We start from the raw sequence: 12,752 nt of genomic DNA on the forward strand, positions 1-12,752 counted from the left end.
TGGCAGGCTAACCGCCTCAGACCGCGAAGAGCTGCTCCAGGTCCGCGAAGGCCTTGAACTCCAGGGCGTTGCCCGCCGGGTCGAGGAAGAACATCGTCCACTGCTCGCCCGGTTCGCCCTGGAACCGCACATAGGGCTCGATCACGAAGTCCGTACCGGCGGCGGTCAGCCGCTCCGCGAGCCGCTGGAACTCCGGCACCGGCAGCACCAGACCGAAGTGCGGCACCGGTACCTCGTGCCCGTCGACCGGGTTGGTGCCCGCCCGCCGTTCGCGCGGTGTCCCGTCACCGACCTGATGGGTGACCACCTGGTGACCCCCGAAGTTCCAGTCGATCCACCGGGTGTCCGAGCGGCCCTCGGCGAAGCCGAGCACCTTGCCGTAGAAGTCGCGGGCGGCCGCGAGATCGTCGACCGGGATGGCGAGATGGAAGGGGGCCAGTGACATCGGGAACTCCTTGTGCGGTCGGTGGGCCGAGGCCGAGGAATCCCTGTCCCGGTGGGCGCGCCGGTATGCATCGCGCGGCGAGGGCGGCGGGCGCCGCACCGGGTGGTCCGCAGCTGTCAGCGCAGGGCCGCGGTCTCCTCGTCCGGGGTGTCCGGGGAGTCCGGAGTGCTCGGCCGGGGCGCGGGAGGTGACACCAGTGGCGGCTCCGTCGCGCACGGGCGGGACCGGGCCAGGGCGCTGAGACCGAAGGCGAGCGCCGCGTTCAACACCACGGTGAGCAGGCCCGCGTTGACCCCGCCGAGGCCGGGCTCCACCACGTACAGCACCAGGGACGCGGCGACACCCGCGATCATGCCGGTCGCCACCGCCCACGCCCGCACCCGGCGGAAGAACAGCAGGGCGAACCAGCCGGGGATCAGCTGGCCCAGCAGGTAGTACGTCAGGTTGAGCACGGTCAGCATCAGCGACGACGCGGTCAGTGTGAGCACGGCGGCCGCCACCAGGAACACCGCGACGGCCAGGGTCGTCCAGCGGCGCTGGGCCTCCGGGCGCAGGTTCGGCGCGAGGTTGCGGGAGACGATGCCGCCGATCGACAGGGCCGTCACCGCGAGCACCAGCACACCCGACAGGCCCGCGCCACCCGCGACCACACCCACAAGCCAGTCGGGCAGCACGTCACGGACGACGTCCATGAACACCGTGTTGGGGTCGGCGACGTGCTTGCCGGCCGTGTACGCGAAGTAGGCCGTGGCGACCAGGAACGGGTACATCAGCATGTACGACGGCATCCACACCGTCGACGACTTGATGGCCCGCTCGGAGCGCGCGGTGAAGATGTACCCGGCGGAGAAGCCCAGATAGAAGGTGACCGCCTGGAAGACGATGGTGGTCAGCGCGAACACCATCGGGCTGCCCGCCATGGTGACCTGCGCGCGCGGCACCGCCGCCGGGTCGGTGACCGCCTCGATGCCACCGCCCGCGACGAGCGCGGCGACACCCGCCGCCACGACGCCGAGCACCATGAGCACGTCCTTGAGGATGGACACGAACGCCGGGGACCGCACCCCGGACACGGCGACGTACAGGAACGCCATCACGCCCGCGAGGATCACCGCCTGCACCGGTGTGATCGGCAGCCCGAGCGCCGTGAGCACCACCTGCATGCCGATGAACTGGTACTGGCCCCACGGCACGAGCGCCACCAACAGGGCGAACGCCGTGATGAGTTCGAGGCCGCGGCTGCGGAAGTGCCGGCCGAAGACGTCGGGGATGGTCATCGCGTCGTAGCGGACACCGGCCCGCCAGATCAGCGGCGCCACGTAGTAGCCGAGCGGATAGGCCAGCAGGATGTAGCCGAGGAACCAGACACCGTAGCTCGCGCCCTTGGCGTAGATACCGGCCGGGAAGCCGATCATCGTGCCGATGCTGTAGACCTCGCCGACCGCGAGGAAGTACAGCAGCCACGGCGGGAACGAACGGCCGCCGACCAGGTACTCGCTGATGGACACCTTGCGAATGCCGCGCCGGGCGCTGAACGCCACGAGGACCGACAGCACCATGATGACGAAGAAGATGGTGGCGATCATCGGGACCCCTCTTCCGAGGCGTTCGGTGTGTCCTCGGGGTAGTGCTTCCGGTCCATCCGCCACGCCAGATGCAGGCACACGGTGGTCAGCGGGAAGCAGGCGAACACCCACAGGAACAGCAGCGGGATGCCCGCCACGTACACGTCGGTGTTCGCGAGCAGCGGCATGACGACGAGGAGGGCGAACGAGGGGACGCCGAGGCCCAGCCACAGGCTGCGGGGGAGGCGGCGGGTGGGTGAGGCCGGTGGTGAACTCATCGTGTGCCTCCGGGAGTTCGCTCCCAGACGACGTCGCCGCCGATGACCGTCGCCTCGACCGTCAGATCGCGCAGGCTGCGCTCGCCACCCGCCGTCGGATCCTCCGACAGGACCGTGACATCGGCCAGCTTGCCCGGCTCCAGGGTGCCCTTGCGGTCCTCCTCGAAGGCCAGCTTCGCGGCCTCGCTGGTGTAGGCGCGCAGCGCGGTCTCCGCGTCGACCCGCTGCTCGGGGCCGAGCTGGTGGCCGTCGCGTGTGATGCGGTCGACCGCACACCACATGCCCTCCAGCGGCGGCACCGGCACCACGGGCGTGTCCGAGTGCAGGCCGAAGGTGACACCGTGGCGGCGGGCCGAGGCCAACGGGTCGATGCGGGCCGCCCGTTCGGGGCCGAGGAAGCGGTCGCGGTGCCGGTCGCCCCAGTAGTGGACGTGCTTCACGAAGAACGAGGCGTGCACACCTGCCCGCGCCATGTCCGCCAACTGCCGCTCGCCCGCCATCTGGCAGTGCTCGATGCGGTGGCGCCGGTCCGCGGCCTCCGGGTCGAGCCCGAGCTTCTGGTACGCGTCGAGGATGGCCTGGATCGCGCCGTCGCCGTTGCCGTGCACGGCGACCTGCCAGCCCGCCTCGTGCAGTGTCGCAATCCGCCGGGACAGGTCGTCCGGCGGGAAGATCAGCAGCCCGTGCTTGTCGGGGGCGCACGCGTAGCCGTCCGAGACACACCCCGTCAGGCCCTGGATCGAGCCGTCCGCCCACATCTTGACGCCGGCCACCCGGAACTGGTCGTCCCCGAGCCCCGCGACAGCCGACTCCACCGGGCTGAGGCGGCCCTCCGCCAGCTCCGGGAACAGGTCCTGCACGAGATACGCCTGAACGCGGTTGCGGAACCGGCCGGTGAGCCGGGCCCTGCGGTAGGCATCCAGTTCACCGGGGCCGCCCATCAGGCCGAGCCCGGTGTCGTGCACGGTGGTGACACCGGCCTCCAGGTACGCGTCTCCGGCCCGGCCGAGAGCTTCGGCGAGGTCGTCGACGCCCGGGTGCGGCATCCCCGCGTACGCGGCGAACGCGGCGGTCTCCGCGAGGACACCGGTCGGCTCGCCCTTCGCGTCGCGCACGATGGCGCCGCCGACCGGGTCGGGGGTGTCCCGGTCGATGCCCAGGCGCCCGAGGGCCGCCGAGTTGAGCACGCAGAAGTGCCCCGAGATGTGCTGCAGACACACCGGGTGGTCCGGCGACACCGGGTCCAGGTCGGTGCGGGTGGGATGCCGGTCGTCGGCGAGGAGTGTGTCGTCGTAGCGGTAGCCGCGGATCCACTCGCCCCGCTCGGTGTGCCCGGCGGCCTGCTCGACGCGGGCCACGATGTCGGCGATCCGGTCGTTCGGCGGACTGCCCGCGTCGACCTCGGCGGCGAGGGTCAGGCCGAAGAACGTGGGGTGGTTGTGGGTCTCGATGAACCCCGGCACCGCGCACCGGCCGCGCAGATCCCGCAGCGTGGTGGCGGGCCCCGCGAGGGTCAGGATGTCGGCGTCCGATCCGACGGCGAGCACCTTGCCGTCGCGGGCGGCGAGGGCCGTGCCGGCGTGCCCGGCGCGGTCCAGGGTGCGCACGGTGCCGCCGTACAGGATCGTGTCGGCGGCGTGCAGGGGATCGGCGGGGCGGGGGAACGGGCTCGGCACGGGGATCACCACCAGGGGAGAGGGACGGGGGACGGGGCGCCCGCACCGACCGCGGGCGCCCCGGACGTGCTCGTACAACGACACGGGTCAGACGTAGTCCTGGTATTTGTCCAGGTGCCGGACCGGCTTCGACAGGGCGTCACGGCGGAACGGGTCGCCCAGCTCACGGGTGGTCATGACCTCGATGACGGTGGTGCGTCCCTCGTCCATCTGCGCCGCGACCGCCTTGCTCAGCGCGGGGCCGACGTCCTCGAGGCGGTCGACGATCACGCCGTCCGCGCCCATGGCCCGGGCGATCCCGGCGAAGGACTCGCTCTCCAGCTCGCCCGCGACGAACCGGCGGTCGTAGAAGTCGACCTGGTTCTTCTTCTCGGCGCCCCACTGCCGGTTGTGGAAGACGACGGCGGTGACCGGGATGTCGTGCCGCACCGCCGTCATGATCTCGCCCATGCTCATGCCCCACGCGCCGTCGCCCGCGTAGGCGACCGCAGGACGCTCGGGCGCGGCCAGCTTGGCGCCGATGATCGTCGGCAGCGCGTAACCGCAGTTGCCGAAGGACATCGGGGCGAAGAACGAGCGCGGCTCCTCGAAGCGGAGGTAGCTGTGGGCGATCGAGTTGATGTTCCCGATGTCGGTCGACACCATCACCCGCTCGGGCAGCGCCTTCTCCAGCTCGCGCAGCACCTGGCGCGGGTGCAGCCAGTCGCCGTCCTCGCCGTCCTGCTCGGCGATCATGTCGAGGCTGTACGGGTCCGTCTCGTGGATCCAGCCGTCCAGCTCCTTCTCCCAGGCATCCTTCTCCGCCCGGATGGTCGCCGAACGCCGGGCGCGGGTCTGCTCGCAGACGAGCTCACGCCCTTCGAGCCGCCGCACGAGCGACTGCGCGGCGGCGCCCGCGTCCCCGCAGATCCCGACCTCGATCTTCTTGACGAGGCCCAGCATGCGGTGGTCCGCGTCGATCTGGATGATCTTTGCGTTCTTCGGCCAGTACTCCATCCCGTACTGCGGCAGCGTGCCGAACGGGCCGAGCCGGGTCCCGAGCGCGACCACCACATCGGCCTGCGCGAGCAGCTTCATGCCCGCCTTGGACCCTTGGTAGCCGAGCGGCCCGCACCACAGCGGGTGGCTCGCGGGGAACGAGTCGTTGTGCTGGTACGAGTTGACGACCGGCGCGCCGAGGCGTTCGGCCAGCGCCTTCGCCTGCTCGACCGCGTCGCCCATGACCACGCCGCCACCGGAGATGATGACCGGGAACTCGGCCTCGGCCAGCAGTCGCGCCGCCTCCTCCAGGCTGCGCTCACCGCCCGGCCCGCGGTCGAGGCGGGACGGGCGCGGGATCTCGGCCTCGATGTCCCCGTAGAAGTGGTCGCGCGGGATGTTGAGCTGCGTCGGGCCCATTTCGCTCATCGCGCGGTCGAAGGCGCGGCCCGTCAGCTCGGCCATCCGGCGCGGATTGTTCACGTGCGCCTGGTACTTGGTGAACTCCTCGAACATCGGGAGCTGGTTCGTCTCCTGGAAGCCGCCGAGGCCCATGCCCATCGTGCCCGCCTCGGGCGTGACGATGACGACGGGGGAGTGCGCCCAGTAGGCCGCCGCGACGGCCGTGACGCAGTTCGAGATCCCGGGCCCGTTCTGGCCGATCACGACGCCGTGCCGGCCGCTGGCCCGTGCGTAGCCGTCCGCCATGTGGCCGGCGCCCTGTTCGTGCACGACCGGGATCAGCTGGATGCCGGCCGGCGCGAAGATGTCCATCGCGTCCATGAAGGCCGAGCCCATGATGCCGAAGATGTCCTTGACGCCGTGCGAGACGAGGGTCTCCACGAAGGACTCGGAAGGGGTCATCCGCTGCACACCGGCGGCCACCTGACGGCCGTCCTCGGTCGTGAACTGCGGTTGGGGCGCACTGCTGGTCATGGAGTTTCCACCCTTCGACGTGCTGTCGGTGCCTGTGCGGGGTGGCGCATGTTCGCTGGGGGAGAGCGGGTTCCGGGATCCGGTACGCGGTGTTCCCGAAAGCGGGACACGTCGAGGACCGTAGAGCGGGCGTCTCGGCAGCGTCAACCGTGCGTACCGAAATCCGGGACGTGCTGCTACGTTCAGGGGCTCAGCAACTGGCAGCCGCCGCCGGAGAGTTGAGGATGGTGCACATGGAGGACGGAACCCCGGCCCTGCGCCTGTTCGCCCTGCTGGAACACATCGCCCGCACCGATCGGCTGGTCACCCTGACCGAGCTGGTCGCCGAGACCGGCCTGCCGAAGCCGACCGTGCACCGGATGCTGCAACAGCTGGAGGGCGCGGGCCTGCTCGACCGGCAGGGCGACGGCCGCCGCTACGGCGCGGGCGGCCGGCTGCGCGCGTTCGCCGAGGACCTGCTCAGCCACGGCACCCACCACGCGGCGCGGCACGCGGTGCTGCGCCATCTCGTCGACGAGATCGGCGAGACCTGCAATCTGACCGCGCCTGCCGGCCCTGAGGTCGTCTATCTCGACCGCGTCGAGACCCCGGAACCGCTGCGGTTCGCCCTGCGGCCCGGCTCCCGGGTCCCCGTGCACTGCAGCGCCAGCGGAAAGCTGATCCTGGCGTTTCTGCCCGCCGCCCAGCGCCGCAAGATCCTCACCGCGGCGCCGCTGAAGGCGTTCACCGCGCGCACCCGCACCGACCCCGACGCCCTGGAGGCCGAGCTGGAGCAGGTGCGCAGGGACGGATTCGCCCTGGACGACGAGGAGTTCCTGCCCGGCCTGGTGTGCGCCGCCGTGCCCGTGCCCCGTCGCCCGGGCGACGACCCGTCCGCGTCACGGGTCCGCCAGTGCGTGGCACTTCAGGCGCCCGCGGTACGGGTCGACGTGGAGCGGGCCGTGAAGCTGGTGCCGGTGCTGCGGCGGGCGGCCGAGCGGATCGCGCGCATCGAGGCGGAATGAGACGGGCGGGCCGGGCCCTACTCGGGTGGCAGCAACTCCCGGACCACATCGCCCAGGATCGCGATCCCCGGCTCGATGACATCGGCCCGCGGCGCCGCGAAACCGACCCGGAAGTGCCGCAGCGCATCGCCGTCCGGGCCCTGAAGGAAGAAGATGTCACCGCGCTCGATCAGCACACCCCGCTCGCGCGCACGCCCCACCAGCTCCCGGCAGTCGAGCCCCCGCGGCCCCGACATCCACAGGCTCACCCCGCCCGGCGCCGGTGAACTCGGCCACGGCAGCGAGGCGTTCACCGCGTCCCGCATGAGCCGCCACTTCCTCCCGAGGCGCGCCCGGCTGCGCCGCACCGCCCACTGGTAGTCACCCGACTCGATCAGCAGACCGAGCGCCCGCTGGAGATGCCCGGAAGGATGGCGCACCGAGTAGCGGCGCAACTCCCGCAGATGCGCGACGAGTTCGGCGGAGCCGACGAGATAGCCCAGCCTGAGGCCCGGCGCGAGGAACTTGGAGAACGTGCCCAGGTACACCACCTGCCCCGTGGTGTCCTGCGACTTGAGCGCGGGCGTCGGACTGCCCGCGTAGCGGAACTCGCTGTCGTAGTCGTCCTCCACGACGACCGTGCCCGCCTCCCTTGCCGCCGCGAGCAGCGCACGCCGTCGCGCTGGACCCAACGTCACATTCGTCGGGTGATGGTGACTGGGCGTCACATGCAGCAGGTCGACCCCGCGCAGGGTGTCCGGTGGACGCAGACCGTCCGCGTCCACCGGAAGTGGGTGAAGGCGCGCCCCGGCCCGCAGGAAGATGTGCCGCGCGTCCAGATACCCCGGGTCCTCCACGGCGGCCACCGAACCGGACCCGAGGAGCGCCCGCCCCAGCAGATCGAGCCCCTGCTGCGAGCCGATGGTGATCAGCACCTCGTCCGCCTCCGCCGCCACACCGCGCGCGGGCAGCAGATGCGAACGGACCATCTCCACCAGCAACGGATCGTCGTCCGCCACACAGTCCTGCAACGACCAGGCGGCGTGCGGCCGGTCCAGCGCCCGGTTCAGTGCCCGCACCCAGGCCCGCGCCGGGAAGGCCCGCGTGTCGACCTGACCCGCGGGAAACGGAAACGGGTAGCGAGCCCAGTCGTGATGCTTCTCGATGTGCGGAAGCCGGTCCCCCTCACGCCCGCGCAACCGCCCCGACCAGTCGAAGGCACCCTCCTGCGGCGGTTCGGGATCCAACTCGGCGCGCAGCGGCATCCGCGGATTGACGAAAAGGCCCGACCGGGCCCGGCTCTCCACGAACCCCTCGGCCACCAGCTCCTCGTACGCGGCGGTGACGGTGTTCCGGGACACCCCCAGCTCCTGGGCGAGCAGCCGCGAGGACGGCAGCCGGCCGCCCGCGTCCAGGCGCCCCGACGCGATGCCGTGCTCGATGGCCTGCCGCACCTGCCGGTACAGCGGCTCCCCGCGGCCCCGCTCGATCTCGATCAACGTACGTGGCATGTACCGCCTCCGTCTCGCCGTCGGCCTGGCACCCTCAGCGTGCACACAACTGGACCTGTTGCGGTCGCCGCCTCGTTCGGCACGGTAGCCGTGGTGGCCCCGGCGCACGAGAGTGCCCGTCCGGCGCCACCCACTCAGCAGGCTCTGCCCAGATGTCGCAGCCTCCACCCCAACTCGTGTCGAGCGCGCAAGTCCACGCCTGTCGCACCGCGTCCGTGCCGCCGTCGGCGCCGGACCAGAGGGGAGTCGAACCGTGAGGATCGGTATTCCGCGGGAAGTCAAGAACAACGAGTTCCGCGTCGCCCTGACCCCCGCAGGGGTCCACGAACTGACCGCACACGGCCACACCGTCACCGTCGAGGCGGACGCGGGGGCCGGTTCCGCGCTGCCCGACGCCGACTACGCCGAGGCCGGCGCCCGGGTCCTGCCGCGCGCCGACGACGTGTGGGCAGGCGCCGACCTGGTCCTCAAGGTCAAGGAGCCGGTGGCCGAGGAGTACCACCGGCTCCGCCGGGACCAGGTCCTCTTCACCTACCTCCACCTCGCCGCGTCCCGCGCCTGCACCCAGGCACTGCTCGACGCGGGCACCACGGGCGTCGCCTACGAGACCGTGCAGGCGGCGGACGGCTCGCTGCCGCTGCTGTTCCCGATGTCCGAGGTCGCGGGCCGGCTCGCGCCGCAGGTCGGGTCGTACCACCTGATGCGGGGCGGCGGCGGGCGCGGCGTCCTGACCGGCGGTGTCTCCGGCACCCGACCGGCCCGCGTCGTCGTCATCGGCGCCGGGGTCGCGGGCATGAACGCGGTCGCCGTCGCCACCGGGATGTGGGCGGACGTCGTGCTGCTCGACACCGACCTGAACAAGCTGCGCGCCGCCGACCGGATGTACCAGGGCCGCATCACGACGCTCGCCTCGAATCGGCTGGCCCTCGAACAGGCCGTGCTCGCAGCCGACCTGGTGATCGGCGCGGTCCTGGTCCCCGGCGCCAAGGCGCCCCGCCTCGTGAGCAACGACCTCGTCGCCCGCATGAAGCCCGGCGCCGTCCTCGTCGACATCTCCGTCGACCAGGGCGGCTGCTTCGAGGACACCCGGCCCACCACCCACGCCGACCCCGTGTACCGGGTCCACGACACCCTCTTCTACTGCGTCGCCAACATGCCCGGCGCCGTCCCGCACACCTCGACCCACGCCCTCACCAACGCGACGCTGCCGTACGTCCAGGCCGTCGCCGACCACGGCCTGCGCGCCGCCGCGGCGGCCGACCCCGCACTGAAGCGGGGCATCAACACGCTCGGCGGGCGGCTCACCTACCGCCCGGTCGCCGAGGCCCACGACATGAAGCACGTCGACGTCGACCAAGCCCTGCTGTGAACACCAAGGCGTACACGAACGTGACCGCGAAGGAGCGCACCGTGCCCCAGGACCCCACCCTGCGTGCCAAGGCCCAGCGTCACCTCGGCCCGCACTTCACCCGCAAGGACAGCTGGTACGACACCCCGCCGCCGGTCTACGTCCGAGGCGAGGGCTGCCACCTCTACGACGACGAGGGCAGGCGCCACCTCGACGGCCTCTCCGGGCTGTTCTGCGTGAACATCGGCCACGGCCGCGGCGACGTGGTCGCCGCAGGTGCCAAGCAGATGGAGACCCTCGCGTACTCCACCAACTGGGGCGCGGCCCACCCGCCCGCCATCGAGGCGGCGAGCCTCATCGCCGAACTCGCTCCCGGCGACCTGGACGTGACGTACTTCGTCAACTCCGGTTCTGAGGCGGTCGAGACGGCGATCAAGTTCGCCCGCCAGTACCACCGTTCGCAGGGACAGCCGCAACGCACGAAGATCATCAGCCGTTCGATGGCGTACCACGGTGTCACCCTCGGCGCCCTGTCCGTGACCGGCCTCCCGAAGATCCGCGACCCCTTCGGCCCCCTCCTCCCGGGGATCCGGCACGTCCCCAACACCCTTGGGTTCACGGGGGATTGCGGCCCGGCGGCGGAACTCGACTGCGTCCGCGCGATCGAGCAGGCCATCGCCGAGGAGGGCCCGGAGACGATCGCCGCCGTCTTCGCGGAACCCGTGCAGAACGGACGCGGCGCCCTCGTCCCGCCCGAGGGCTACTGGCGCGAACTGCGCCGCATCTGCGACGAGCACGGCATCCTGCTCGTCGCCGACGAGGTCATCTGCTCCTTCGGCCGCCTCGGCCACTGGTTCGGCAGCGCCGCCGAGGGCGTCGTCCCCGACCTGATCACCTTCGCCAAGGGAGCCACCTCGGGCTACGCCCCGCTCGGCGGCGCCATCGTCCGCGAACCCCTGGTCCGGGGCCTGTACGACTCGCCGCTCGGCGGCACGTTCACGCACGGCGCGACGTGGGGCGGACACCCGGTGTCCACGGCCGTCGCCGTCGCCAACATCGGCGCCATGCGCGCCGAGAACATCCCCGGCAACGTACGGGACCTCGGCCCCACCCTCCGCTCCGGGCTCGACGAGATCGCGGCACGCCACCCGGTCGTCGCCGACGTCCGCGGCACCGGCTTCTTCTACGCGGTCGAGTTCACCGCCGACCGCGACAGCGGCCGGGAACTCACCGAGGAACAGTCGACGCGCATCCTGCGCGAGGTTCTGCCGGACGCGATGCGCCGCACCGGGGTCATCCTGCGGCCTGACGACCGCGGCGCCACGATGCTGATGGTCGCTCCGCCGCTGGTCGCGGACCGGACCGTGCTCGGCGAACTCCTCGAAGGGGTCGACGAGATGGTGGCTTCGGTCGCCCGCGCCGTGGCCTGACACGCCGCTCGTTTCGACCGTGTGAACGGTTCGTTGAACACACTCGGCCGGGCCTTCGGGTGTGCCAAGACTGTCCGTCGGCGCCGCATGATCACCACGTAGCGGCGCCGCCGGGCGGGCCCACGCCAGACGTACGGAGGAAAGAGGCGGACGTGACGGACACCAGCGACAGAACCCTGCGGGGCGACGACGGCACGACCGAGCCCTCCGGCGGCCCCGGCCTGCGCAGCGCCCTCAAACAGCGCCACATGACACTGATCGCGATCGGCGGTGTCATCGGCGCCGGACTCTTCGTCGGCAGCCGTGTCGTCATCCAGGACACCGGACCCGCCGCCGTGATCTCCTTCGCGCTCGCCGGCGGCCTGGTCATCCTCGTGATGCGGATGCTCGGCGAGATGGCGGTGGCCCGCCCCGCCGTCGGCTCCTTCCACGCCTACGCACGGCTGGCCCTCGGCCCGATGGGCAGCTTCACCATCGGCTGGCTGTACTGGTACTTCTGGGTCAACGTCGTGGCCCTCGAAGCGGTCGCGGGCGCCGAACTCGTCCGCGCCTGGCTCCCCGGCCTCCCGCTCTGGACGATCAGCCTCGCCCTGATGCTGATCCTGACGGCGGTCAACATGCTGTCGGTGAAGACCTTCGGCGAGTTCGAGTACTGGTTCTCGTCGATCAAGGTGGCCGCGATCACGGTGTTCCTGGTCGTGGGCCTCGTCTTCGTCGTCGGCCTGTGGCCCGGCGCGCACGACGCGGGCGGCGTCGACAACCTGACCGCGCACGGCGGCTTCCTGCCGATGGGCGTGGGACCGGTCCTCACGTCCATCATCCCGGCGGTCGGCTTCTTCACCGGCGCCGAGATCGCCGCGCTCGCCGCGGCCGAATCCGCCGAGCCCGGCCGCAACGTCGCACGGGCCACCCGCTCCGTCGTCCTGCGCGTCCTGCTCTTCTACGTCGGATCGATCTTCCTGGTCGTCGCGATCGTCCCGTGGAGCTCGGACAAGCTGAACGGCGGCCCGTACATCGCCGCCCTCCAGGAGATCGGCATCCCCGGCGCGGACACCATGATGCGCATCCTGATCCTGATCGCGGTCCTCTCCTCGCTCAACGCGGGCCTGTACTCGGCGTCCCGCATCGTCTTCGCCCTCACCCGCGAGGGCGAGGCGCCCCGCGGCCTCACGAAACTCAGCCGCAGCGGAGTCCCACGCCGAGCCATCCTCCTGGCCACGGTCCTCGGCTACGTGGCCGTGGTCTTCGCCTACGTCTCCCCGGACACGGTCTTCTCCTTCATCGTGCACTCGTACGGGGCGGTGGCTCTCTTCGTCTACCTCCTGGTGGCCCTGTCTCAACTCCGCCTCCGCAAGCGCCTGGAACGCGAGGACCCCGACTCCCTCACCCTCAAGATGTGGGGCTACCCGTACCTGAGCTGGTTCACGATCGGCGCGATGGTCGCCGTCATCGCCGCGATGGCGATCCTCCCGGCCACCCGCGCGGACTTCGCCGCCAGCCTGCTCACGGTCGTGGTCGTCCTGGCCTCCTACGCCCTCCTGCGCAGACACCGCCGCGCACAGGCGAAAGCGGGGCTTGACCTCAAGTCCGATTGAGCTTCTA

At 71.3% G+C, this 12,752-nt stretch carries 10 protein-coding genes; 4 read left to right on the forward strand and 6 right to left on the reverse strand.

The features are described 5' to 3' along the window. Window positions 1-16: 16 nt before the first annotated feature. The 5 genes from ACFV9W_RS10820 to xsc form a co-directional block, all read right to left on the reverse strand. A complete protein-coding gene (locus tag ACFV9W_RS10820) occupies window positions 17-445 on the reverse strand; it encodes a VOC family protein (RefSeq protein WP_385757848.1) in 429 nt (142 codons plus the stop codon). A gap of 116 nt (window positions 446-561) precedes the next feature. Next, on the reverse strand, window positions 562-2,031 hold the full coding sequence (locus tag ACFV9W_RS10825) for a sodium:solute symporter (RefSeq protein WP_385757851.1): 1,470 nt from the start codon (window positions 2,029-2,031) through the stop codon (window positions 562-564). Beyond that, the gene (locus tag ACFV9W_RS10830; protein ID WP_385757854.1) at window positions 2,028-2,288 is read right to left on the reverse strand and encodes a DUF3311 domain-containing protein; all 261 of its coding nucleotides are present in this window, start codon (window positions 2,286-2,288) and stop codon (window positions 2,028-2,030) included. Before ACFV9W_RS10830 ends, ACFV9W_RS10825 begins: the two co-directional genes overlap by 4 nt. Further along, complete coding sequence (locus ACFV9W_RS10835) at window positions 2,285-3,964, reverse strand: amidohydrolase (RefSeq protein WP_385757857.1); 1,680 nt, start codon at window positions 3,962-3,964, stop codon at window positions 2,285-2,287. The genes ACFV9W_RS10830 and ACFV9W_RS10835 overlap by 4 nt, the downstream gene beginning before the upstream one ends. 87 nt (window positions 3,965-4,051) lie before the next feature. Beyond that, entirely contained in the window at window positions 4,052-5,878 is a 1,827-nt protein-coding gene (gene xsc, locus ACFV9W_RS10840; RefSeq protein ID WP_385757860.1) for a sulfoacetaldehyde acetyltransferase, read from the reverse strand. Window positions 5,879-6,111: 233 nt separating this feature from the next. Between xsc and ACFV9W_RS10845 the strand changes: the two genes are divergently transcribed. Beyond that, window positions 6,112-6,882: an IclR family transcriptional regulator gene (locus tag ACFV9W_RS10845; protein ID WP_385757863.1), complete on the forward strand. Its 771-nt coding sequence runs from the start codon at window positions 6,112-6,114 to the stop codon at window positions 6,880-6,882. 17 nt (window positions 6,883-6,899) lie between these two features. Here the strand turns inward: ACFV9W_RS10845 and ACFV9W_RS10850 are convergent, their stop codons facing one another. Next, the gene (locus ACFV9W_RS10850; RefSeq protein ID WP_385757866.1) at window positions 6,900-8,372 is read right to left on the reverse strand and encodes a PLP-dependent aminotransferase family protein; all 1,473 of its coding nucleotides are present in this window, start codon (window positions 8,370-8,372) and stop codon (window positions 6,900-6,902) included. Window positions 8,373-8,625: 253 nt separating this feature from the next. Here ACFV9W_RS10850 and ald point away from each other — a divergent pair, with 253 nt between their 5' ends. The 3 genes from ald to ACFV9W_RS10865 all read left to right on the forward strand — a co-directional run bounded on the left by ald (window position 8,626) and on the right by ACFV9W_RS10865 (window position 12,745). After that, a complete protein-coding gene (gene ald, locus ACFV9W_RS10855; protein ID WP_385757869.1) occupies window positions 8,626-9,741 on the forward strand; it encodes an alanine dehydrogenase in 1,116 nt (371 codons plus the stop codon). Beyond that, entirely contained in the window at window positions 9,738-11,150 is a 1,413-nt protein-coding gene (locus ACFV9W_RS10860) for an aspartate aminotransferase family protein (RefSeq protein ID WP_385757872.1), read from the forward strand. The genes ald and ACFV9W_RS10860 overlap by 4 nt, the downstream gene beginning before the upstream one ends. A 152-nt stretch (window positions 11,151-11,302) precedes the next feature. Then, window positions 11,303-12,745: an amino acid permease gene (locus ACFV9W_RS10865; RefSeq protein ID WP_385757875.1), complete on the forward strand. Its 1,443-nt coding sequence runs from the start codon at window positions 11,303-11,305 to the stop codon at window positions 12,743-12,745. The last annotated feature ends 7 nt before the right edge of the window (window positions 12,746-12,752 follow it).

The organism is Streptomyces sp. NPDC059897 (assembly GCF_042730865.1).
GTDB lineage: Bacteria > Actinomycetota > Actinomycetes > Streptomycetales > Streptomycetaceae > Streptomyces.

Bases quoted from the DNA above. Each gene is read 5' to 3' on its own strand.
- ACFV9W_RS10850 (WP_385757866.1), bottom strand. From the start codon at position 8,372: ATGCCACGTACGTTGATCGAGATCGAGCGGGGCCGCGGGGAGCCGCTG.
- ACFV9W_RS10820 (WP_385757848.1), bottom strand. From the start codon at position 445: ATGTCACTGGCCCCCTTCCATCTCGCCATCCCGGTCGACGATCTCGCG.
- ACFV9W_RS10825 (WP_385757851.1), bottom strand. From the start codon at position 2,031: ATGATCGCCACCATCTTCTTCGTCATCATGGTGCTGTCGGTCCTCGTG.
- ACFV9W_RS10830 (WP_385757854.1), bottom strand. From the start codon at position 2,288: ATGAGTTCACCACCGGCCTCACCCACCCGCCGCCTCCCCCGCAGCCTG.
- xsc (WP_385757860.1), bottom strand. From the start codon at position 5,878: ATGACCAGCAGTGCGCCCCAACCGCAGTTCACGACCGAGGACGGCCGT.
- ACFV9W_RS10845 (WP_385757863.1), top strand. From the start codon at position 6,112: ATGGAGGACGGAACCCCGGCCCTGCGCCTGTTCGCCCTGCTGGAACAC.